Origin of the sequence: Amycolatopsis sp. NPDC101161 (assembly GCF_044768185.1) — a bacterium.
In the GTDB taxonomy this organism is placed as follows: Bacteria; Actinomycetota; Actinomycetes; order Mycobacteriales; family Pseudonocardiaceae; genus Amycolatopsis.
In genome coordinates this window covers 427,564-450,242 of sequence record NZ_JBIWPI010000004.1, presented here as the reverse complement: position 1 = coordinate 450,242, position 22,679 = coordinate 427,564, and the positions used below count along the sequence as shown (strand labels likewise).

Here is a 22,679-nt window from a genome sequence, read left to right as displayed (position 1 = left end):
GGACGACCGCACCTTCGAGTGCGTCCTTCAGTGCCGGGGAAGGAGCTTGGCCGCCGGGGGAGCGGTGTGAAGCCAAGACAGGGCCTTCCATCGTCGGGGAGCCGGGTCGAGGACTGTGGGCGGGGGAACCCGGTGAGCCAACCTCGGGGGTGGTTCGCTCGTCGTCCTACTTCGTGACCTGACTGTAATGGGGACCGGGGGACAGTAACGAAGGGGCACCGCTGTAGGCAAGATCTGCCCCCGGCGGCGGCCGAACGGGTGGACAAGATCTCGCGCCCACCTGTGGAAATTACCCAAAGTTAGAGAGGGTTTACTGCTTTGGTTGTGACTTGCCTTACAGCCCTTGCGGCCGGTTATGGACCTACCGAGCCCCGGGTGGCGCCCGGGGGCCGGAATAAGCGTTTGCCAGGGGATGTTCAAGCATTTTCGACGCGCGAACCCCCCTTGGCGGGGCTGAAGGGCGCAGTCATCGGGGGTCGGGGCTGCAAGGAGAGTCGACCGTTCATCGACGCACGCGAACCGTTCACCGACTCGCATGTGTAAGCGGCTCGGCAACGCCAGATTTGTCCGATTGACAAGCGCGCCGGGGTAGGCGGGTAGTCCGCCAGCCGATCCCGGCACCCCTCGCGCCGCCGACCCTGGCACCGCACACCCGCAGCCGACGCGGGCTTCTCAAGTCTTCCGGCCTCGCGACCTGCCGTCGGCCCTGCTCACTCGCGAGGACTCGGCTCTTCATGGCCTGCCCGGAAACCCGGTGCAGGGTCTGGCGACTCACGTTGGCGGCCTTAGCGTCCCGCCGCGGACCCCGACCACTCGCGCCCCGCTGCGGACCTTGGCCACTCGCGCCCCGCCGTGGACCACGACCACTCGCGCCCTGCTGCGGACGTTGGCCACTCGCGCCCTGCAACGCTCGGCGGACTGGCAGCTTGCGCCCCTCGCAACGCGCGGCGGACTTGCCCACTTGCGCTCAGCAATCCTCGGCCGGCCCTGGCTCCTCAAGCTCCCGGCCAGCCCTACCCGCACCGTGCCGCCAGAGCGGGCAACTCGGCGAGTTGAGCCGTCGGCCTCCGCGACCCACGCTCTGCCGCCCGCGGGGCCACTCGGCGACTCGCGCCCCGCTGGGGCCTCCCGCACCGCCCGGGCTTGCTAGCGTCGCGGGCAATGCCCCCACGCTCAGAGCCCCCGGCCGGGGACACCCCCGGCTCCCCGGCTTCCCCGCAGGACCCCGCGGCCACCCGTCCCACCGGCAAGCGGAAGCCTCCTCGCGCACAGACTTCCCGGCAGGCCCCCACCGAAACCTCCGGTTCGCCAGAGGCAAAGGCCGCCCCCGACCCGGCACCCGCAAGCCGCCCCCCGGGCGCCGATCCGGCAACCCCCCAGGCCGGCGCGGACTCGGCCTCCGCCGGAGGCCGCCCTGCGGGTGCTGACTCGGCAACCACCCAGGTCGGCGCGGACTCGGCCTCCGCAGACGACCGCCCTGCGGGTGCTGACTCGGCAATCACCCCGACCGGCAGGGATTCAACCTCCACCGGGGGCCGCTCCGCGGGCGCCGACTCGGCGACCACCTCGACCGGCGGGGACTCAGGTTCCACCGGAGGCCGTCCGACAAGCGCCGACTCGGCGAGCGGCGCGGGCCGCCCCTCGGGCTCCGGAAGCCGTTCCTCGGGCGCCAGCCCAACGGCCACCCGAAGCCGCCCCCAGCGCACCCCGGGTGACCACCCCGAACCCACCCCCACCTGGGCCGAGGACACCCCCAAACCGACCATCCCCCTCACCCTCACCGCCCTAGGTGCCCTCGCCCTCGCCGCCGCGGCCATCGCCCACGTCTCCCCGGCCGCCGCCCCCGGGTTCACCAGCTGGCCCTGGCTCGCCGTCCTCGCACTTGCCCCCGTCGCAGCCGCCGCGGCCCTCGCCTCCAAGAGACCCGGCCTCGCCAACGGCCTCATCCTCGGCCTGGCCGCCCTAGCCCCCGGACGGCTCGTCCTCGACCTCCAATTCGCCGTCAACGGCCCCCTCGCCATCCGCCCGGAGCTCTACTTCCCCGACCACTTCATCGGGGGCTCCGCCGTCGGCGCCGGGTTCTGGCTCCTCGTCGCCGGGCACCTGCTCACCCTTGCCGGCGGGATCGCCGCCTGGCGGGCGAGCCGGAACGACGAAGAACCCGAACGACGACGTTGGCGCCTGCTCGTCCCGCTTCTCGCCGTCACCGCGTCCGTCGGGCTGCTCACCGCTCCCGTCGGGTCCGACAACGGCTTCCTCCTCGCCCGCGCCGCCTTCGAAGGGCCCTGGCCCGCCCTCGGCGGCTACCTCCTCCTCGCCGCCGCGTTGCCGCTCGCTGCCGCCCTCGCGCTCGCCGCTCCCTCCGAAAGCACCGCGCGGGGCATGCTGCTCGGCCTCGGTGCCGGGGCCTTCGGGGTTGCCGTGCCGCCGGTTCTCAGTGGCCTGATGAGGACTGACCTGCACGTCACCTGGGGACCCGTCCTCGCGCTCGTCGCGACCGCCCTCGTCGCCGGTCTCGCCTTCACCCGGCTCAGCGAAAAGCCGAAGGACGCCGAACGCGACGTCACCATCCCCGGTGTCTTCTGGTGGCGCCTGACGACCGGCCTGCTCGGCCTCGCCACCGCCGCGGCCGCCCTGGTCGGGACCTTCGCGCCGCAGGTCGCCGTCAGTGCGCTCAACCCCGGGGCCACCGCTCCCAGCACCGCCGCCGCCGAAAGTCCCGCGCGGTGGTTCCTGCTCACCGCCGCCCTGCTCGTCGCCGTGGCCGCCGCGCTCACGCTCGTCCCGGTGACCGCGGCGAAGGCCCGGCCCGTGCTCGGCGTGACCTGGGCCGGGATCGTCCTCGCCGGCACCGCCGTCCTCAACACCGCGCTGACCGCCACCCAGGCCGGCAACCTCGCCGGCTTCGGCGGGGCGGACGTGGGCGCCACCCCCGTCTTCACCTACGACCTCGGAGCCGGCGCGGCCTGGACGTTCGCCGCGCTCGTGCTCGCCGCCCTGACCGCGCTCGCCGCCGTCGGGACCGGGGTCGTCGAACGCGAAGACGCCGGCGACGGCACCGCGAACGCGAGCGTGCTCACCCCGGTCGTGGCCGGGGCGGTGCTGGCCGTCGCCGGGTTCGGGCTGCCCGTCTTCAGCGTGCCCGGCTACGTCGCGCCCGGGCTGTGGTCGAACTTCGACACCCCTTCGTGGGGCTTGTGGACCACCGTCGTGGTCGTCGTCGGCGCGGCCGCGCTCGCCGTGCGGTCGCGACCGAAGCAAGCTGCCGCGCTGCTGACCGGCGCCGCGCTGCTCGACGCGCTGCACGCCGCGGAGCTGCCCCTCGTCGGGGGCGCCCTCGGCGGCGCGAGCCCATCGACCGGCTTCTGGGTCACCCTCGCCGCCGTGGCCGCGCTGCTCGTCGCCGCCGGCATGTCCGCGGCCGGGGGCCGTCGTGGGGCGTGAGCGCCTGCGGGTGCTGCTGGTCGAGTTCGGGAGGCCCGACCCCGCCGCCGTCGCGCTGGGCCGCGTCCTGCGCGACGAAGGCATGGAAGTCGTCCACGCCGGACCCCTGGACACCCTCGAGCAGCTCCGCAGCACCGCCGAGCAGGAGGACCCGGACGCCGTCGGCGTGCTCGGCGACGGGCCGCCGCCCGGACTCGCCGAAGCCTTGAACGGTGTTCGCGTCTTCGCCGGCGAGGACCCCGGAAAAGCCGTGGAATGGTTGCGCGGTGGGCGGTCTCACACCGTGGACGTACCGTCTGACCGCGCACGGTGACCGACTTCACCAGGTGCGGAGTCCCCTGCGTCTGCGCAGGTCGCTAACCTCGACTGGTCCGACAGCGCGGTCCGGTAACACGGACCACCACAGTGGCGTGTCGTCAGGAGACTGGAGTAGTGGACCTCTACGAGTACCAGGCGAGGGATCTCTTCGCCGCCCACGGAGTACCGGTTCTGCCGGGCTCGGTGGCTAGCACCCCCGAAGAAGCCAAGACCGCCGCGGAGCAGATCGGCAACCAGGTCGTCGTCAAGGCGCAGGTGAAGGTCGGCGGCCGCGGGAAGGCGGGCGGCGTCAAGCTGGCCCAGACGCCCGACGAGGCGAAGGAGAAGGCGGAAGCCATCCTCGGCCTCGACATCAAGGGCCACATCACGCGTCGCGTGCTCGTGGCCGAAGCTTCGGACATCGCGTCCGAGTACTACTTCTCCTTCCTGCTGGACCGCGCGAACCGCACGTTCCTGGCGATGGCGTCCTCCGAGGGCGGCATGGAGATCGAGCAGCTCGCGGTCGAGCGCCCCGACGCGCTCGCCAAGATCCCGGTCGACGCGATCGCCGGGGTCGACAAGGCGAAGGCGCTCGAGATCCTGAAGGCCGGCAACTTCCCGGCCGAGATCATCGACGAAGCCGCCGACGTCGTCGTGAAGCTCTGGGAGACCTTCGTCTCCGAGGACGCCACCCTCGTCGAGGTCAACCCGCTGGTCCGCGACCCGCAGGACAAGATCATCGCCCTCGACGGCAAGGTCACCCTCGACGAGAACGCGGACTTCCGCCAGCCGGGCCACGAGGCCCTGGTGGACAAGGACGCGGAGAACCCGCTCGAGGCGAAGGCCAAGGCCAAGAACCTCAACTACGTCAAGCTCGACGGCCAGGTCGGCATCATCGGCAACGGCGCGGGCCTGGTCATGTCCACTTTGGACGTCGTGGCGTACGCGGGCGAGAAGCACGGCGGCGTGAAGCCGGCGAACTTCCTCGACATCGGCGGCGGCGCGTCGGCCGAGGTCATGGCGGCCGGGCTGGACGTCATCCTCAACGACGCCGACGTGAAGAGCGTCTTCGTCAACGTCTTCGGCGGCATCACCGCCTGCGACGCGGTCGCGAACGGCATCGTCGAGGCCCTGAAGATCCTGGGCGACGAGGCCAGCAAGCCGCTGGTCGTCCGCCTGGACGGCAACAACGTCGTGGAGGGTCGCAAGATCCTGGCGGACGCGAACCACCCGCTGGTCACCGTGGTGGACACAATGGACAACGCGGCCGACAAGGCTGCCGAGCTCGCCGCGGCAGGTGCGTGAGATGTCGATCTTCATCAACGAGAACAGCAAGGTCATCGTCCAGGGGCTCACCGGCTCCGAGGGCATGAAGCACGCGACCAAGATGCTGAAGTCCGGCACGAACATCGTGGGTGGCGTCAACGCCCGCAAGGCCGGCCAGACGGTCACCATCGAGGGCAAGGACCTCACCGTGTTCGGCACGGTCGAGGAGGCCATCAAGGAGACCGGCGCCGACGTCTCGGTCATCTTCGTGCCGCCGAAGTTCGCGAAGGACGCGGTCCTCGAGGCGATCGACGCCGAGATCCCGCTGGCCGTCGTCATCACCGAGGGCATCCCGGTGCACGACTCGGCCTACTTCTGGGCGCACGCCGTCGCGAAGGGCAACAAGACCCGGATCATCGGCCCGAACTGCCCCGGTGTGATCAGCCCGGGCAAGTCGAACGCCGGCATCATCCCGGCCGACATCACCGAGGCCGGCGCCATCGGCCTCGTGTCGAAGTCGGGCACGCTGACCTACCAGATGATGTACGAGCTGCGCGACATCGGCTTCTCCACCGCCGTCGGCATCGGCGGTGACCCCATCATCGGGACCACCCACATCGACGCCCTCGCGGCGTTCGAGCAGGACCCCGAGACCAAGGTCATCGTGATGATCGGCGAGATCGGTGGCGACGCCGAAGAGCGCGCCGCGGCATACATCAAGGAGAACGTGACGAAGCCGGTCGTCGGTTACGTCGCGGGCTTCACCGCGCCCGAGGGCAAGACCATGGGCCACGCGGGCGCCATCGTGTCGGGCTCGTCCGGCACGGCCGCCGCGAAGAAGGAGGCCCTCGAGGCCGCCGGCGTCAAGGTCGGCAAGACCCCGAGCGAGACCGCCGTCCTCGCGCGTGAGCTGTACAACAACCTCGGCTGAGTCCGAGGCGTAACTCCTGGTGAGGCCGGGCACCCACACGGGTGCCCGGCCTTCCCTCGTTCAGGGACGAAACCTCCCGGGGTATTCACGCGTCTGATGGGTCGGCGGCGCCGGAGTGCGCTAGCGTTCTGCGCACACAAGCCGCCTTGTCTTCCCCGGGTGTCCTGGTACCCCGGAGTGCCGGTCGAACCGACAGGAGTGCATCCGATGACCTTCCCCAGCGGTGGGCCTGGCTACCCCCAGCAGGGTGGCGGCCAGCAGCAGCCCCCCGGACCGCCGTCCAGTGGCTTCCCGGCGCAGCAGCCGCCGCCCCACTCGCACCAGGCGCCGTCGGGAGGTGCCGCGAACCTGACGCACAACCTGCCGCTGATGCTCGCGCTCGGCGTCGCGGTCTTCGGCCTCGTCCAGTACTTCCTCGGCTTCTCCGAAACCGGTGACGTCGGCCTCGGCGGCGTGTTCCTGCTGGGCGGTGGCCTGCTCGCCGCGATGACGGCGCTGCCGAAGGGCCCGAAGACGCTGCCGTTCGCGGCGCTGTTCAGCGTCCTCGGCGCGCTCGAGGTCCTGGACCAGCTGATCGGGATGCAGACCTCGCCCGGCATCGTCACCGTCATCCTGATCCTGGGCATCCTGCAGATGGCCGCCGCGGTCGCCGCGCTGCTGATCGACCAGGGCGTGCTCAAGCCGCCGGCGGCGAAGCCCGCCGCCGCGCCCTACAGCGGCCAGTACGGCCAGCCCGGCCAGCAGCAGTACGGCCAGCCGGGGCAGCCGGGCCCGCAGGGCCAGCAGGGTCAGCAGTTCGGCCAGCCGGGGCACGGGCCGGTCGCCCCGGGCGGAGAAGCGCCGTTCGGGCAGGGCCAGTACGGCTCGCCGAACCCGCCGTCGACCACGCCGCCGCCGGGGCAGCAGGCCACGACGTACGCCCCGCAGCAGGGCTCGTTCTTCCAGCAGCCGCCGCCGTCGGACAACCCGGGCACGCCGCCCGGCGGGTTCGGCAAGTCGAACTGACGCGGTCCTTCGCAACACCCGCTGTGACGCAGAGTGTCACAGCGGGTGTTTTGCACTCGGGGGGTTACTCGACCGGGTGGGTTAGCTTCCCCACTCCCGCCGCCGGCGGCGTGGCTCACCCGGTCGGACCAGCGCGGATGTCAGGGTGCGGATCATGGACCTGCTCACCGACTCCCCTGAGGAGCCGGTGAGCGACCTCGGACCCGACGTCGAACTCTCCCGGGCGGCGCGGGTGCGGGTGTTGCTCGCCGCCGCCCTCGGCCCGCTGGTCACCGGCTACGCCGCCGTCGCGACCGTACTGACGCTGGTCACCCTCACCGCCGAACGCACCGTCTTCTCCGGCACCGGCGTGCTGCTGGCCGCCGGTCCCGGCTGGCTCGCCGCGCACCAGGTGCGCCTCGACCTCGGCGGCCACCCGATCGGCGTACTGCCGCTCCTGCCGACGCTGGGCGCGCTCGCCCTGGCCGCGCGGACGGCGTCCGGCGCCGCCACGCGCCTCGGCTGCCGGTCGCCCCGCGAAGCGCTGCCGGTGTTCGCCACGATCACCCTCGCGCACGCGCTGTTCGGGCTGGTCGTCGCGCTCTGCGCGCAGGGCTCGCCGGTGACGGCCGACCCCCTGGTCGCGTTCGCCGTGCCCGGGCTGCTGGCCGCGCTGGCCGCGGGTGCGGGCGTCGTCTGGAGCTGCGGGCTGCCGGACGTCGTCGCCGAACGCCTCGACCCCCTCGCCCTGCGCGGCGTCCGGGCCGGCGCGCTCGGGCTCGCGGTGCTGGTGGCCTGCGGCTGCGTCGTCTTCACCGTCGCGACCGCGCTGTCCTGGCGGACGGTCGCCGACATGTACGAGCCCGCGTTCGGCAGCAGCTTCGGGATGTTCCTGCTCTCCGTCCTGTACCTGCCCAACGCGGTCGCGGCCACGCTGTCGTTCGTCGCCGGACCGGGGTTCTCGATCGGTGACCTGACCGTCGGGATGTTCGGCTACCGCGCCGGCGCCGTGCCCGGCGTCCCGCTGCTCGGCGGCCTGCCCGAGCACCACGCGGCGTGGTGGCCGGCGCTGCTGGTGCTGCCCGCGGCGGCCGGCGCCCTGGTCGGCTGGTCGCTGCGCAAGGTGAACGCCGACCCGGCGCAGCGCATCCGCACGGTCGCGGTGGCCGGAGCGGTGGTCGCGCTCGGCTGCGTCCTGCTGGGCACCCTGTCCGGCGGACGGCTCGGCGACGGCCCGTTCGACCCGGTGAGCGTGCCGGTCGGCGTCGCGTCGGTCGTCGCGTTCTGCTGGATCGTCATCCCGGGCTCGTTCGTCGCGTTCTTCACCGGCGAGCACGAGCCGCCGGCGCCGCCGCCGGAGGCCCTCGAGGACAACGAAGCCTTCGAGGACGCCGACGAGGTCGACGCCGAAGAAGCGGCCGAAGCCGTCGAGGAACTCGAAGCGTCCGAAGCGTCCGAAGAGGACCAAGAAGCCGAAGAAGGCGAAGAGCCCGAAGAGGCCCAGGAACCCGCCGAGGACACGGAGTTCGACGCCAAAGCCGACGCCGAACTCGGCCTCGAAGACGTCCCGGCCGAGGACGAAGCTGTGACCGGAGGCACCGAGACCTGCGGCGACGTCGAGGCGGACGGGACCGACCGTTAGGGTTGTCGTGACCTGGTGAAGCGCCGTGCGCACCGGCTGCGCACCGCCCGCGGCAAGGAGCCCGCTCTGTCTCAACGGTTGGAGCTGCCCACCCCGGTGAAGCTCGTCGTCCTCGCGTCGGGCTCCGGCACCCTTCTGCAGGCGGTGCTGGACGCCACCGCGCGGTCCGGCTTCCCGGCCAAGGTCGTCGCCGTCGGCGCCGACCGCACCGGCATCGAGGCGCTGACCCGCGCCGAACGCGTGAGCATCCCGTCGTTCACGGTCCGCGTCGCCGACCACCCCGACCGCGCCGCCTGGGACAAGGCGCTGACCGAAGCCGTCGCGGCCTACCAGCCCGACCTGGTCGTCTCCGCCGGGTTCATGAAGATCCTCGGCGAGCAGTTCCTCGGCCGCTTCACGGTGATCAACACGCACCCGGCGCTGCTGCCGTCGTTCCCGGGCATGCACGCGGTCCGCGACGCGCTCGAAGCCGGCGTCAAGGTCACCGGCTCGACCGTGCACTTCGCGGACGCCGGGGTCGACACCGGGCCGATCATCGCCCAGGAAGCCGTCGTCGTGGAGCACGACGACACCGAAGACGTCCTGCACGAACGGATCAAGGCCGTCGAGCGCAGGCTGCTGGTGGAAACGATCGAGCGACTCGGCCGCGGCGGCTGCGCCGTGGACGGACGAAAGGTGACATTTCGTGAGCACTGACCTGGGACGGCGCCCGGTCCGCCGGGCGCTGATCGGCGTCTCGGACAAGGCGGGCCTGCTGGACCTCGCGACCGGCCTGCACGCGGCCGGCGTCGAGATCGTCTCCACGGGCGGCACGGCGAAGGTCATCGCCGACGCCGGTGTCCCGGTCACGCCGGTCGAAGACGTCACCGGCTTCCCCGAGTCGCTCGACGGCCGCGTCAAGACGCTGCACCCGCGCGTGCACGCCGGCCTGCTCGCCGACCAGGGCAACCCCGACCACGTCGAGCAGCTGCGCAAGCTGGACATCGCGGCGTTCGACCTGCTGGTGGTCAACCTGTACCCGTTCGAGCAGACCGTCGCGTCCGGCGCGAGCCCCGAGGATTGCGTCGAGAACATCGACATCGGCGGCCCGGCCATGGTCCGCGGCGCGGCGAAGAACCACGGCAGCGTCGCGGTCGTCGTCGACCCGGCTCGCTACGGCTGGGTGCTCGAGCGCGTCGCCGACGGCGGCTTCGACCTGAACGACCGCAAGCGCCTCGCGGCCCAGGCGTACGCGCACACGGCGTCGTACGACATCGCGGTCGCCTCGTGGTTCTCCAACGTCTACGCGCCGGCGGACGACTCCGGCTTCCCCGAGTTCTCCGGCATCAGCTGGGAACGCGGCGAAGTGCTGCGCTACGGCGAGAACCCGCACCAGAAGGCCGCGCTGTACAAGGGACACCGGGCCGGCCTGGCGCACGCCGAGCAGCTGCACGGCAAGGCCATGTCCTACAACAACTACGTCGACACCGACGCCGCCCGCCGCGCCGCGTTCGACTTCGCCGAGCCCGCCGTCGCGATCATCAAGCACGCCAACCCGTGCGGCATCGCGGTCGGCACCGACATCGCCGAGGCGCACCGCAAGGCCCACGCGTGCGACCCCGTTTCGGCCTACGGCGGCGTCATCGCGACGAACCGGCCGGTCAGCCGCGAGGCCGCCGAGCAGATCGCCGAGGTCTTCACCGAGGTCGTCCTGGCGCCGGACTTCGACGCCGAAGCGCTGGAGATCCTGCAGCGCAAGAAGAACATCCGGCTGCTCAAGCTGCCGGAGATCGCGCACCCGGCCCCGATCGAGTTCCGCCAGATCTCCGGCGGCGTCCTCGTGCAGACCGTCGACGCGATCGACGCGCCGGGCGACGACCCGGCGTCGTGGACGCTGGCCACCGGCACCCCGGCCGACGAGCAGACCCTGCGCGACCTCGAGTTCGCGTGGCGCTCGCTGCGCGCGGTCAAGTCGAACGCGATCCTGCTCGCCGCGGACGGCGCGACCGTCGGCGTCGGCATGGGCCAGGTCAACCGCGTCGACTCGTCGCGGCTGGCGGTCTCGCGGGCGGGCGACCGGGCGAAGGGCTCGGTCGGCGCGTCGGACGCGTTCTTCCCGTTCCCGGACGGCCTGGAGGTGCTGATCGAGGCGGGCGTCCGCGCGGTCGTGCAGCCCGGCGGCTCGGTCCGCGACCCCGAGGTGATCGCGGCGGCGGAGAAGGCGGGCGTCACGATGTACCTGACGGGAACGCGCCACTTCGCGCACTGATCCCGCGCGCTTCGAGAGGGAGGGCTCGATGCAGCAACCACCGCCTTACGGCCAGGGTCAGCCGGGCTACGGGCAGCAGGGGCCGCCGGGGTATCCCCAGCAGCCCGGCTACCCGCCGCCCGGGTACCCGCCGCAGCAGGGCTATCCCGGTTACGGCCCCGGTTACGGCGCGCCGATGCCGCCGCCGAAGAAGAAGCGGACCGGGTTGATCCTCGGGATCGTCGGCGCGGTGGTCGTGCTGCTCGGCGTGGGCATCCCGGGGGCGATCTTCGCGAGCGACTACTTCGCGAGCACCGGCGCGGCACCGTCGTCGTCGCCGGTGCCCGCCGAGTGCCAGGTCCCGGCCCAGACGCTGGAGAAGGCGGGCTTCCCGAGCTTCGCGGCGGGCGGCCCGGGCGCCGCGAACCTGCCCGGTCTCAAGCAGGTCAACTGCGGCTGGAAGCCCGGCCCCGACGAAAACGTCCGCGACGCGACGTTGAGCGTCCGGGTCACGGCGTATTCCGGCGAGAACCCGCGCGAGGGGGCGAACCGCCTGTACCAGCCGATCAACCCGGCGGTCCCGCCGACGGAGGTGAAAGGCATCGGCGACAAGGCGACGCTGGTCCACCTGGTGACGCAGAGCGCGTTCAGCGGGTCGGAACTGCACGTCCTGAAGGGCACGACGGTGGTCGTCGTCGAGGTGTCCGGCTGGGACAAGGGGTTCTTCTCGAACTCACCGATGCCGCAGCAGGAGACCGACGACGTGGTGAAGGCGGTCGGCGCGGAGGTCGTCAAGAAGCTGGGGCGCTAGGGCCGGAAGGGCGCTTAGACCACTTCGTCGTGCCAGGTGACTTCGCGCCGCCGGTGAACGCCAGCCGGTGCGCCGTCAGGCCGATCTCGGAGCAGCCGCCCGCGGGCCCGCCGCCTCCCAGCTGGCCATGTCCGCGACGACCCCGTCCGTCGTCACGGCCAGCGCCGTGTCGTGCGGGCCGAGGTAGCCGTCTTCGGCCCAGCGGCGCCGGCGGATCGGCGGAACGGCCGCAGCGCCACGTCGGTCACGCGGGGGCGGGCAGCGTCTTGCAGAGCGCGACCGGGAACTTCGGGTCCGCCGCCCGGATGTCCGCGCAGCCGGCCGTCTTGACCTGCGCGAACGACGTCCAGCCCGCGGCGCTCCAGCGGAAGGCCGCGCGGGCCGGCGGGTCGGTCTGGCGCAGCAGGAGGTCGAGGACCAGCCAGTCCGGGTCGCAGGCGCGGGTGGTGCCCGCGCTGTCGGCGCCCGCCGCGGACACCGCGGCGCCGATCCACGCCGGGTCGCAGTGGTCGGCGGGCGGGGCGCAGGTGCCCTGGGGAGCGCAGTGGCCCCAGCCGGCGCCGAGCTTGTGCCAGGCGTTGCCGTTGTCGCCGTTGAGGATCACCGTGCGGTCCGCGACCGGCGACGACGTGGTGAGCTGCAGCTCGGTGGGCACCTTGTCCTGGCAGCCGCCCGCCGCGGGCCGCGTCGAGTAGACGACGTCGGCGCGGACGTCGGTCTTGGTCTCCACGACCTGCTCGATCCGCGGCTCCCGGACGCAGCCGGGGTCCTTGCCGGGCAGCGCGACCTGCACGAACAGGCTGACGTCGTCCTGGCCGGGCCGGATCCCGGTGACGTCGGCGCGGAACGAGCGCCACTCCGCGCCCATCGTCGTCGGCCCGGGGGCCGCGGCTTTCGCGCCGGGCACCCCACCGCCCGCGGTGAGCACGACGGCCGCCACCGCACCCGCCGCGACCAGCGCTCCGGCGACCCACAGAACCGGCCGTTTGGTCATCGCCCACCCCCAGAAGTCCACCGGGGAATCTAGCCGACGCCGCAGCGTCAGGCGGGCAGACCGGGTTATTAGCGCTGTGTGACGTCTTTCTCGGGGTACACCGCGCCGCTGATGTGCCCGGCGGCGTCGGGCGCGTCGGTGAGCCGGTAGCCGGCGCGCTGGTAGAGCGTGATGTTCCGGGTGCTGCGGGCACCGGTGAAGAGGGCGAACCGGCGCGCCTCGGCGGGCGCGTGCGCTTCGGCGTGCTCGAGCAGGCGCCGGCCGAGCCCGCGCCCGGCGAGGTCCGGCGCGACCATCAGCCGGCCCAGCTCCCAGCGGTCGCCTTCGAGCCGGGCCCGCACCGCGCCGACCAGCCGGTGCTCCTCCCGCAGGACCCACACCGACCAGGTCTTCGTCCAGTCGCGGACGTCTTCGAGGGTTTCGTGCAGCGCGGGGATGTCGAGGGTGTCGTTGAGGACGGCCTCCTGGACCCAGCAGCAGCGTTGCAGGACGAGCAGTTCCGGGCAGTCTTCGGGCCGGGCTTCGGTGAGCTCCACGGCGTCTGTCTAGCGAGCGGGGTTCGGCGCGGGCAACTTCATTACCGTGGCGGGGTGACCGATCTTCTGCGCGCCGCGCTGGACGGCGCGGGTTTCGCGCCGCTGCCTTCGCGAGCGCGGGAGCTGCTGGAGACGCTGGGCGCGCCGCCGCGGCTGGCCGCGCACCTGCGCGCTGGGCCGCGGACCGGGTTCAGTTCGCCGCCGAGGCGGTGCTGTTCGGCGCGGCCACGCACGACGTCGGGAAGGTGCTGCAACCCGCGGAGCTGTCCGGGCCGGGTTCGGCGCACGAGCCGGCCGGGCACGCGTTGCTGCTGTCGCACGGGGTTCCCGAGCGCCTGGCGCGGTTCGCCGGGTTCCTGGCGGCGAGCCATGGGAGGCGTTCATGGTGCTGGACGACGAGCTCGCGCGGATCGCTTCGGAGGCCGACGCGCGCCTCGCGTTCCAGGGTTCGTACCCCACCAGTGGGTGACTTGACACCTCGGGACGTTCGCGGTTGACTTGTCCACGTCGAACAAGTGTTCGACGTGGAACCGCCGCCTTCCCCGCGGCGAACGTGTGCCGTCGGTCGTGTTTTTGGGAGAGGCCCGACCGCCGGCCTGGTCCGTTGTGGGGAGGTGCGTGCGGTGACCGCTGTGGTGGAGCCGCCGGTGGCCCGGCTGGCGGCCCTGCCCGGGGTCAGCACGGCGAGCCGGGTCGCGGCCCAGGCCGAGCGCGCGCGGGTGACGGGAAGGGTGCTCCCGGTCGCCCCGGCGCTGGCCGGGCTGCTGCCCGCCGCCGGGCTCCGGCGCGGGAGCACGGTGGCGGTCCACGGGGGAACGTCGCTGCTGCTCGCGTTGCTGGCGGAAGCCACCGCGGCCGGATCGTGGGCGGCCGTGGTCGGCATGCCGTCGCTGGGGCTGGCGGCGGCGGCCGAGTACGGCGTGGACCTGAGCCGGGTGGCGCTGGTCCCACGGCCGGGGGTGGAGCTCCCGGCGGTGGTAGCGGCCCTGCTCGACGGGGTCGACCTGGTGGCGGTCCATTCGGAGACGGTCCAGCCGGCGGTGGCGCGCCGGTTGTCCGCCCGGGCCCGGCATCGCGGGGCGGTGCTGCTGGCGTTCGGCGCGTGGCCGGCGGCGGACGTCGAGTTGTCGTGCCGGTTTTCGGCGTGGACGGGGCTTGAGGGTGGCTACGGGCACCTGCGCGAGCGGGAGGTGACGGTGCGAGCCCGCGGCCGGGGGGCTGCGGCTCGTCCGGTGACGGCTTCGCTGGCGCTGCCCGGTCCCGCGGGTTCGGCAGCCGCCGCTTCCACTGGTTCGGTCGGGGCTTCTGGCCTCACCGCCGGCGCTGCTGGTTCGCTCGCGACTGCTGGCCTGGTCGCCGCCGCCGGCTCGCTTGGTGCCTCCGCTTCCCCTGGTTCACTCGCTACCGCTGGCCTCACCTCCGCCCCCGCTGGCTCGCTTGGTGCCTCCGCTGCCGCATCGCCGCTTTCCGGCCGCACCGCCTCGGCCGCCGCTTCCGGCTCGGCCGCGGGTTCGCTTTCCGGCCCCCTCCGCGGGGAGGCGACGGCATGACCGACAGTCCACTGTGGACACCATCGCTCGCCCTCGCACAGCTGTCACCGTGTCGCCCGCTCGGCCCCGTGCTTTCGGCACCGCGTCGCTCGCTCAGCACCGCGCGCCTTCCACTCGCGCACCCGAGCCACACCCGCACTCCTCGCGGGGAGGCCCCATGACCGTCCCCAAGCAACGGCGGTCCGGTGAGCTCGCCACCCGGATGCTCGTGCTCTGGTGCCCGGACTGGCCCGTCGTCGCCGCTGCGGCCGCCGGGGGCGTGCCCGTCACCACCCCCGCCGCCGTCTTCAGTGCCAACCGGGTCGTCGCGAGCAATGCCGCCGCCCGGCGCAACGGTGTCCGGCGGGGGCTGCGGCGGCGGGAAGCGCAGTCGAACTGCCCGGACCTGGCCGTCTTCGCCGCCGATGACGGCCGGGATGCCCGGCTCTTCGAAGCCGTCGCGCGGGCCGTCGAAGGGCTCGTCGTCGGGGTCGAGGTCGTGCGGCCCGGGCTCGTCGCCGTCCCCGTCGACGGTGCCGCCGGGTACTTCGGCGGCGAGCAGGCCCTCGTCGAACGGCTCGTCGACGAGGTGTCTGCCGCGGCCGGCGTCGAATGCCAGGTCGGCGTCGCCGAAGGGCTCTTCGCCGCGACGCTCGCCGCGCGGTGCGGGGAATTCGTCGAACCCGGGCGCGTCGCCGAGTTCCTCGCCCCGCTGCCCGTCACCGAGCTCGACCAGCCCGGTGTCGACCGCGCGGAGCTCGTCGACCTGTTGCGGCGCCTCGGGTTGCGCACCCTCGGCGCCTTCGCGGAACTGCCGGAACGCGACGTCGTCAACCGGTTCGGCGCCGCCGGCGTGCTGGCCCACCGGCTGGCGCGGGGGCGGTCCGAACGGCCGCCGCTGCGCCGGAGCCCGTCGCCCGAGCTGACGCTGACCGAGGAGTTCGACCCGGTCGTCGAGCGGGTCGACGTCGCCGCGTTCCTCGCCAAGGGCCTCGCGGCGCGGTTCTGCGCCGGGCTCGCCGGCCACGGCCTGGCCTGCACCCGGCTCGGCATCTACGCGGTCACCGAAGAAGGCGAACACCTCGGCCGCGCGTGGCGGTGCGCCGAACCGCTGACGCCCACCGGGGTCGCCGACCGCGTGCGCTGGCAGTTCGAGGGCTGGCTGCGCGCGGCACCGGGGCAACGCCCGACGTCCGGCGTGGTGCGGCTGCGGCTGGAGCCCGAGGAGGTCGTCGAGGGGCGGTCGCTGCAGCTCGACCTGTGGCGGAACGGCGGTTCCGAAGAGGAAGACGAGCGCGCGGCGCGGGCGTTCGTGCGCGTCCAGGGCCTGCTCGGGCCGGAGGGCGTGGTGACGCCGCTGCTCGACGGCGGCCGCGACCCGGCGGGCCGCGTCCGGCTGGTGCCGTGGGGCGACCCGCGCGAGCCGTCGACGCCGTCGGACGCGACGTGGCCCGGACGGCTGCCGGCCCCGTCCCCGGCGACGGTCCTCGACCGCCCGGTGCCGGCCCAGGTCTTCGACGCCGAGGGCGGCCCGGTCGGCATTTCGGCGCGCGACCAGCTGACGGCGGTCCCGCACGGCCTGAGCATCACCGGCGGCCCGCGGCGGCAGGTCGTGGGGTGGGCGGGCCCGTGGCCCCTGGCGGGCGACCGCCGAAGACCGGGCCCGCGGCGCGCGCGGGTGCAGTTGCTGCTCGCGAGCGGACCGGACGACCCGCCCGAGGCGGTGCTCCTGCACTGCGCGGGCACGGAAAATCCACTGTGGACGGTCGAGGGAGTGTACGACTGAGCATGGACGAGGACTACGCACGCAAGCTCCGGGCCTGGCTGAGCGCCGAACCGGAGGCAACCCCGCGCCGAGCGGAGGAGGAGCGCGAATGGCTGCGCGAAGTGCCGGCGCCCCAGGCGGACCCGGACCGCTGGACAGTCCGCGGCAGGCTCCCGCAGGAGGAGGAACTCGAGGAGGAGTGGGTGTGCCCGGTGATCGCGCTCCCGGTTCCGCGAGCATCGGAGGAGAACGGCTGCCGCATGAGCAGCCCCGACGACCGGCGCTCACGAAATCGCACGCCCCGCGGCAAAGCGGCCGGTGAGCTGCGGTTCCGGAACGGGCGCGTGCCTGGCGAAGCAGCCCCCGGACAGGCCGGTGTGAGTGAGGCTGGCGCGCGGCTGCCCGGCGAGGCGGCCGCCGATCAGCCCGGCGCGAGCGAGATCGGAGAGTGGCGCTCGCGAAACCAGCGCCTGCCCGGCGAAGCAGCCCCCGGCCAGCCCGGCATGAGCGAAGCCGAAGCCCGCAGCCGCTGGAACCACCCCAGCAACTGGCACCGTCGCCGCCGGGCCGAGGGACAACACGGCCCCGACCAGCCCGGGAGCCACTAGATGGGCTGGAACAACCCACCCGTCCCCTGGAAGGACCTCGCCCGCACCCTCGCCGGCGGGGTTCCTCCCGGGGACCACGGCGACAGCCCCGCCTGGGGCCGGCGCCGGGAGGCCTACCGGCGCCCCGGTGACCTCCCTACCCGCCGCAACGACGACGGCGGCGAGACCGTCCGCGTCCCCTACGCCGAACTGCACTGCCACTCCAACTTCAGTTTCCTCGACGGCGCCAGCCACCCCGAAGAGCTCGTCGAAGAAGCCGCTCGCCTCCAGCTCGACGCCATCGCCCTCACCGACCACGACGGCATGTACGGCGTCGTGCGCTTCGCCGAAGCCGCGCGGGAACTCGGCGTCAACACCGTCTTCGGCACCGAGCTCAGCTTCGGCCTCACCAACCCCCAGAACGGCGTCGCGGACCCCGAAGGCGAACACCTCCTGCTGCTCGCCCGCGGCGACCAGGGTTACCGGGCCCTCTGCCGGGCCATCACCGCCGGCCAGATCCACGAAAAGGCCGAAAAGGGGCGGCCGATCTACGACCTCGGCGCCGTCGCCGAAGAGGTCGCCGGGCAGTGCGTTGTCCTCACCGGCTGCCGCAAGGGCTCCGTGCGCTCCGCCCTCCTCACCCACGGCCCAAAGGCCGCCGCGGAGAAACTGAACGACCTGATCGACCGCTTCGGCCACGACAACGTCTACGTCGAGCTCACCGACCACCGCCAGCCGCTCGACAGCACCCACAACGACGTCCTGACGAAGCTCGCCGAAGAACTGCACCTCCCCACCGTCGCCACCACCGCCGCGCACTACGCCCGTCCGGAGCGCGCCCCGCTCGCCGACGCCCTCGCCGCGATCCGCGCCCGCCGCGGCATCGACGAGCTGGAGGGCTGGCTCCCCGCGGCCGGGACCGCTTTCCTGCGCAGCGGCGCCGAAATGGACGTCCTCTTCCGGCGTTACCCCGGGGCCGTCCGCCGCTCGGCCCTGCTGGGCATGGAATGCGCGTTCCCGCTCAAGCTGATCGCCCCGAAGCTGCCGCCCTTCGACGTTCCCGAGGGCCACACCGAGACGACCTACCTCCGACATCTGACGCGAGAAGGCGCGAAAGAGCGTTTCGGAGGCAAAGAACACGAGGAAAAAGCGCAAGAACAGATCGAGCACGAACTCGCGATCATCGAGCAGCTCGGCTTCCCCGGGTACTTCCTGATCGTGTGGGACATCGTCCGGTTCTGCAACGACCACAAAATCCTCTGCCAGGGCCGTGGTTCGGCCGCGAACTCGGCCGTCTGCTACGCGCTCGGCATCACGAAGGTCGACTCGGTGGCCAACAAGCTGCTCTTCGAGCGCTTCCTCGCCCCGGACCGCGACGGCTACCCGGACATCGACCTCGACATCGAGTCCGACCGCCGCGAAGAGGCCATCCAGTACGTCTTCGAGAAACACGGCCGGCTCAGAACCGCGCAGGTCGCCAACGTCATCACCTACCGAGCCCGGTCCGCGGTCCGCGACGCCGCCCGCGCGCTGGGCTATTCACCGGGCCAGCAGGACGCCTGGAGCAAGCAGATCGACCGCTGGGGTTCGTTGCGCAGCACCGAAAAGGACCACGACCACGACATCCCGGACGAGGTCGTGCAGCTCGCCTTCGCGCTCGAAGACTTCCCGCGCCACCTGGGCATCCACTCCGGCGGGATGGTCATGTGCCACGAGCCGGTGAGCCAGGTCGTTCCGGTCGAGTGGGCGCGGATGGAGAACCGCAGCGTCATCCAATGGGAGAAGGAGGACTGCGCGGCCGCCGGGCTCGTCAAGTTCGACCTGCTCGGCCTCGGCATGCTTTCGGCGCTGCACTACATGCTCGACCTCGTCGAGGAGTACAAGGACGAGAAGATCGACCTCGCCGAGCTGGACCTCACCGACCAGAACATCTACGACATGCTGTGCCGCGCCGACGCGATCGGCGTGTTCCAGGTCGAAAGCCGCGCGCAGCTGGCCACCTTGCCCCGCCTCAAGCCCAAGAAGTTCTACGACCTCGCCGTCGAAGTCGCGCTGATCCGGCCCGGCCCGATCCAGGGTGGCTCGGTGCACCCGTACATCCGGCGCAAGCAGGGCGTCGAGGAATGGGACTACGACCACCCGCTGCTGGCGACGGCCCTGGAGAAGACCCTCGGCGTGCCGCTGTTCCAGGAGCAGATGATGCAGATCGCCTTGGACGTCGCGAACTTCACCGCGGCGGAGGCCGACCAGCTGCGGCACGCGATGGGGTCGAAGCGGTCGGACCGGAAGATGGAACGGCTGCGGCAGCGCTTCCTCGAAGGTGCCGCCGCGAACGGTGTCGAAGACGAGCTCGCGCAGAAGATCTTCTTGAAGCTCAAGGCGTTCGCGAACTTCGGCTTCCCGGAGAGCCACGCGCTGAGCTTCGCGCACCTCGTGTTCTCCAGTGCCTACTTCAAGCTCTACCACCCGGACGCGTTCCTGGCGGGCCTGCTGCGCGCCCAGCCGATGGGCTTCTACTCACCGCAGTCGCTGGTCGCCGACGCGCGGCGCCACGGCGTCACCGTGCACGGCCCCGACATCAACCGCAGCCTCCCGCACGCCACCCTCGAAGCCGGCACCGGGAAGTTCCACGACGTGCGCACCGGGCTGAGCACTGTCCGGATGATCGGCGAGGACGTCGCGAAGCGGATCGTGGCCGAGCGGCTCACGAACGGCGACTACTCCGACATGGCCGACGTCGCCCGCCGCGTGCGGCTGACGACCCCGCAGATCGAGGCCCTTGCCACGGCCGGTGCGTTCGCCGGGTTCGGCGGCGACCGGCGGCAGGCGCTGTGGACCGCGGGCGCCGTCGCCGGGGAACGTCCGGAGAAGCTGCCGGGCCTGGTCGGCACGCAGGCCCCGACGCTGCCCGGCATGGACGGCCTCGACCTCGCGGCGGCGGACGTCTGGGCGACCGGCGTCTCGCCGGACAGCTACCCGACCGAGTTCATCCGCGACCGCCTCGACGCGCTCGGCGTCGTCCCGGCGAACGGCCTGGCCGACCTCGACGACGGCGCGCGCGTGCTGATCGGCGGCGCCGTCACGCATCGCCAGCGCCCGGCGACCGCGGGCGGGGTCACCTTCCTCAACATCGAGGACGAGACGGGGATGGTCAACGTGATCTGCACGCTCGGCCTGTGGCAGCGCTACCATCGCGTCGCGCGCGCCAGCCCGGCGTTGCTGATCCGCGGGGTGGTGGAGAAGGCCGACGGCGTCGTGAGCGTGCTGGCCGACCGCGTCGAGGCGCTGCCGATGCGGATCAAGGCGAAGTCGCGGGACTTCAGGTGAGGGGGCGCCGGACGATCGTGATGATCTCCGGGCTCGTGCCGGTCACCGGCGTGCGGTCCCAGTCACCGTACTGCTCGTCGACGACCAGCCCGGCTTCCTCGATGAACGTCGAAAGCGCCGGAACGTCGAGGAAGCGCAACGTGCTTTCGCTGTACTGCGGCGCGTCCCAATGAGGACTTTCGTAGGTCGTCGTGAAGGTGACGTACCCGTTCTCGAACGGTCCGGCGTCGTTCCACGACCGCACTTCGCCGGTTTCCCAGACGTGCGACGGCGTCCAGCGCTCCCAAGCACGTCGTGCCGGGTTGCGCGTCTCGAAACCGAACCGGCCGCCCGGCTTCAGCGCGCGGTTGATCGCTGAGAACGCCGTGCGCAGCTCGTCGTCGGTCAGCAGCACCTGGAACGCGTGCCCGGTCATCACGGCGAAGTCGAACTCGCCGTCCCAGGACGCGGTCGACAAATCGCCGTGCACCCACTCGATGTCGTCGCGGCGGCGAGCCTGGATGAGCATGCCTTCGGCGGGGTCGAGGCCGACGAGCCGGCCATCGTGGCCGGACTCGCGCGCCCAGTGCAGGAGGGACCCGGTGCCGCACCCGACGTCGAGGACGGACCCGGCGGCCATGATCATCGGCAGGTAGAACGCGAAGTCGCCGCTGCTCTCGCGCGGGTTCAGCGCGTCGTAGAGCGAGGCGAGGTACGGGTCGACGTAGTCGTGATCGGGCACGGCGCCACGGTAGTGAGCGGGCCGGGAAAGATCACGCGGTTTTCGGGGCCAGGCCGAGCAGTTCGGGCCGCGCGGCCAGCTCGGCCGGGTCGATCCCGGCGGCCTGGACGCACCGGGGGTTGGCGCCCAAGAGGTCGCTCAGCCTCGTGACGGCGGACAGTTCCGGCATCGACGTGCCGAGCACGGCGGTCGCGGCACCGCAGCGGAGCCGGACGCCGACTCGCGACGCGGAGGCCGGGACCCACACCCGCAGAGGGGCGCCGACGGTGAGCGCGGTGCCGTCCCAGACGGGGTCCGCGCAGCCGTCGGGGAGGACGCGCAGGGGTTGCGCCCAGCCGGTGCGTCCGTGCCAGCCGCAGGCCAGCGCGGCAGGTGGCGCGACTTCGCGGTACACCGACCGCGCCGCCGCCGGCCGCAGCGGGACTCCCATCGACCCAGTACGCAGCGGTCAGGAGCTGACCTATTTCGCTCCTACCGTCGGGACCACACCGACCCAGGAGGAAAACATGGTTCCCGACGGCTACACCACGGTCACCCCGTGGATCATCGGCCACGACACCGCCGGCCTGCTCGGCTTCCTGAAGGAGGCTTTCGACGCGGAAGAGCTGGGCCGGGTCGTCGGCGACGACGGCAAGATCGGCCACGCCGAAGTGCGCATCGGTGACGCGGTCGTGATGGCGTTCGACGCGCCCGGCGACTGGGCCGAGACCCCGGCGTTCCTGCGGCTTTACGTGCAGGACAGCGAAGAAACGCAGCGTCGCGCGATCGAAGCGGGTGCCATCGAGGTCACCCGGCAGACGGTGCTGTTCTTCGGCGACCGCGTCGGCCGCGTGCGCGATCCCTTCGGCAACCTGTGGTGGATCCAGACCCGTCTCGAGAACCTCGACGAGGCCGAGATGGCGCGGCGCGCGCAGCTGCCCGAGTACATCGAGGCGATGAACTACGTCCAGGGTGCGAAGCTCTGATCGCCGGTGTGGCACCCTGGGGCCGTGCTGGAGACGGGGGCGGACTACCGCGAAGCGGTGTTGTCCGGGCAGTGGTGGGAAAAGCGGCGGTTCACCGGCTGCGACTTCACCGGGGCGGACCTGAGCGGGCTGCGGACGCGCGGCTGCACGTTCGACGACTGCGTGTTCGGCCGGGCCGACCTGTCCCGCTCGCGGCACGACGCCTCCGCGTTCCGCTCGTGCACCTTCGACCGCACGGTGCTCGTCGAAAGCCGCTGGACGTCGTGCTCGCTGCTCGGCTCGTCGTTCTCCGACAGCGGGTTCGGCGGCATTGCCCTCACCGAGTGCGACCTCTCGCTGGCCTCGCTCGCGAAGGCGCGGCTGCGCCGGCTGGGCCTGTCCGGGCTGCGGCTGCGCGAAGCCAACCTGACCGAGGCCGACCTCACCGGCGCCGACCTGCGCGGCAGCGACCTGACCGGTGCGCGCCTGCAGGGCGCCAAGTTCGACGGCGCGGACCTGCGCGGCGCGCGACTCGACGCGAACGCCCTGGTCCAGGCCGATCTGCGGGGTGCCCAGGTCGACGTCGAGACCGCCATCGCCTTCGCCGCCGCGCACGGGCTCGTCATCCGCTGACACGACGAAGGCCCCGGCAGCGCCGGGGCCTTCGAAGCGGG

19 protein-coding genes and 1 pseudogene are annotated in these 22,679 nt (G+C 72.5%); 15 read left to right on the top strand and 5 right to left on the bottom strand.

Annotation, left to right across the window (positions count from 1 at the left end; all coding sequences use genetic code 11):
- Positions 1-1,962: 1,962 nt before the first annotated feature.
- Positions 1,963-2,463: a hypothetical protein gene (locus ACIRSS_RS29645; protein WP_400900568.1), complete on the bottom strand. Its 501-nt coding sequence runs from the start codon at positions 2,461-2,463 to the stop codon at positions 1,963-1,965.
- On the opposite strand from ACIRSS_RS29645, the gene ACIRSS_RS29640 reads away from it, so the two are divergent.
- The 9 genes from ACIRSS_RS29640 to ACIRSS_RS29600 all read left to right on the top strand — a co-directional run bounded on the left by ACIRSS_RS29640 (position 2,446) and on the right by ACIRSS_RS29600 (position 11,602).
- Complete coding sequence (locus ACIRSS_RS29640; RefSeq protein WP_400900566.1) at positions 2,446-3,444, top strand: hypothetical protein; 999 nt, start codon at positions 2,446-2,448, stop codon at positions 3,442-3,444. The genes ACIRSS_RS29645 and ACIRSS_RS29640 overlap by 18 nt on opposite strands.
- Complete coding sequence (locus ACIRSS_RS29635; protein ID WP_400900564.1) at positions 3,434-3,757, top strand: hypothetical protein; 324 nt, start codon at positions 3,434-3,436, stop codon at positions 3,755-3,757. The genes ACIRSS_RS29640 and ACIRSS_RS29635 overlap by 11 nt, the downstream gene beginning before the upstream one ends.
- Positions 3,758-3,876: 119 nt before the next feature.
- On the top strand, positions 3,877-5,046 hold the full coding sequence (gene sucC / locus ACIRSS_RS29630; protein WP_400900562.1) for an ADP-forming succinate--CoA ligase subunit beta: 1,170 nt from the start codon (positions 3,877-3,879) through the stop codon (positions 5,044-5,046).
- A gap of 1 nt (position 5,047) precedes the next feature.
- Entirely contained in the window at positions 5,048-5,938 is an 891-nt protein-coding gene (gene sucD, locus ACIRSS_RS29625) for a succinate--CoA ligase subunit alpha (protein WP_364462415.1), read from the top strand.
- Between the two features lie 207 nt (positions 5,939-6,145).
- Positions 6,146-6,943 (top strand): DUF5336 domain-containing protein, encoded by a 798-nt coding sequence (locus tag ACIRSS_RS29620; protein ID WP_400900560.1) that lies wholly within the window; start codon positions 6,146-6,148, stop codon positions 6,941-6,943.
- Positions 6,944-7,088: 145 nt separating this feature from the next.
- Complete coding sequence (locus ACIRSS_RS29615) at positions 7,089-8,564, top strand: DUF6350 family protein (RefSeq protein ID WP_400900558.1); 1,476 nt, start codon at positions 7,089-7,091, stop codon at positions 8,562-8,564.
- 78 nt (positions 8,565-8,642) lie between these two features.
- Positions 8,643-9,260 carry a phosphoribosylglycinamide formyltransferase gene (gene purN, locus ACIRSS_RS29610; RefSeq protein WP_400901913.1) on the top strand — a complete coding sequence of 206 codons (618 nt, stop codon included), beginning with the start codon at positions 8,643-8,645 and terminating at the stop codon, positions 9,258-9,260.
- The gene (gene purH / locus ACIRSS_RS29605) at positions 9,250-10,812 is read left to right on the top strand and encodes a bifunctional phosphoribosylaminoimidazolecarboxamide formyltransferase/IMP cyclohydrolase (RefSeq protein ID WP_400900556.1); all 1,563 of its coding nucleotides are present in this window, start codon (positions 9,250-9,252) and stop codon (positions 10,810-10,812) included. Before purN ends, purH begins: the two co-directional genes overlap by 11 nt.
- 28 nt (positions 10,813-10,840) lie before the next feature.
- Positions 10,841-11,602 (top strand): hypothetical protein, encoded by a 762-nt coding sequence (locus tag ACIRSS_RS29600; RefSeq protein WP_400900554.1) that lies wholly within the window; start codon positions 10,841-10,843, stop codon positions 11,600-11,602.
- Positions 11,603-11,846: 244 nt separating this feature from the next.
- Here ACIRSS_RS29600 and ACIRSS_RS29595 read toward each other — a convergent pair whose 3' ends face one another.
- Both ACIRSS_RS29595 and ACIRSS_RS29590 read right to left on the bottom strand, forming a co-directional pair.
- Positions 11,847-12,596, bottom strand: coding sequence for a hypothetical protein (locus ACIRSS_RS29595; protein ID WP_400900552.1), 750 nt, complete (start codon positions 12,594-12,596; stop codon positions 11,847-11,849).
- A 68-nt stretch (positions 12,597-12,664) separates the two neighbouring features.
- Positions 12,665-13,132, bottom strand: a complete 468-nt coding sequence (locus ACIRSS_RS29590) for a GNAT family N-acetyltransferase (RefSeq protein WP_400900550.1) — start codon at positions 13,130-13,132, stop codon at positions 12,665-12,667.
- A gap of 623 nt (positions 13,133-13,755) precedes the next feature.
- Between ACIRSS_RS29590 and ACIRSS_RS29585 the strand changes: the two are divergent.
- From ACIRSS_RS29585 to ACIRSS_RS29570, 4 genes and pseudogenes are all read left to right on the top strand, one after another.
- A pseudogene (locus ACIRSS_RS29585) lies at positions 13,756-14,415 on the top strand (hypothetical protein); the annotation flags it as partial.
- A 469-nt stretch (positions 14,416-14,884) separates the two neighbouring features.
- Positions 14,885-16,447, top strand: coding sequence for a DNA polymerase Y family protein (locus ACIRSS_RS29580; RefSeq protein WP_400901912.1), 1,563 nt, complete (start codon positions 14,885-14,887; stop codon positions 16,445-16,447).
- Between the two features lie 2 nt (positions 16,448-16,449).
- Positions 16,450-17,034, top strand: coding sequence for a hypothetical protein (locus ACIRSS_RS29575; RefSeq protein WP_400900548.1), 585 nt, complete (start codon positions 16,450-16,452; stop codon positions 17,032-17,034).
- Positions 17,035-20,340, top strand: coding sequence for an error-prone DNA polymerase (locus ACIRSS_RS29570; RefSeq protein WP_400900546.1), 3,306 nt, complete (start codon positions 17,035-17,037; stop codon positions 20,338-20,340). It begins immediately after the preceding gene.
- Here the strand turns inward: ACIRSS_RS29570 and ACIRSS_RS29565 are convergent.
- Both ACIRSS_RS29565 and ACIRSS_RS29560 read right to left on the bottom strand, forming a co-directional pair.
- Complete coding sequence (locus ACIRSS_RS29565; protein WP_400900544.1) at positions 20,333-21,061, bottom strand: class I SAM-dependent methyltransferase; 729 nt, start codon at positions 21,059-21,061, stop codon at positions 20,333-20,335. The genes ACIRSS_RS29570 and ACIRSS_RS29565 overlap by 8 nt on opposite strands.
- A 31-nt stretch (positions 21,062-21,092) precedes the next feature.
- Entirely contained in the window at positions 21,093-21,491 is a 399-nt protein-coding gene (locus ACIRSS_RS29560; protein ID WP_400900542.1) for a hypothetical protein, read from the bottom strand.
- A 76-nt stretch (positions 21,492-21,567) separates the two neighbouring features.
- Between ACIRSS_RS29560 and ACIRSS_RS29555 the strand changes: the two genes are divergently transcribed.
- Positions 21,568-22,026 (top strand): VOC family protein, encoded by a 459-nt coding sequence (locus tag ACIRSS_RS29555; RefSeq protein WP_400900540.1) that lies wholly within the window; start codon positions 21,568-21,570, stop codon positions 22,024-22,026.
- A 24-nt stretch (positions 22,027-22,050) separates the two neighbouring features.
- On the top strand, positions 22,051-22,638 hold the full coding sequence (locus ACIRSS_RS29550; protein ID WP_400900538.1) for a pentapeptide repeat-containing protein: 588 nt from the start codon (positions 22,051-22,053) through the stop codon (positions 22,636-22,638).
- Positions 22,639-22,679 lie beyond the last annotated feature (41 nt).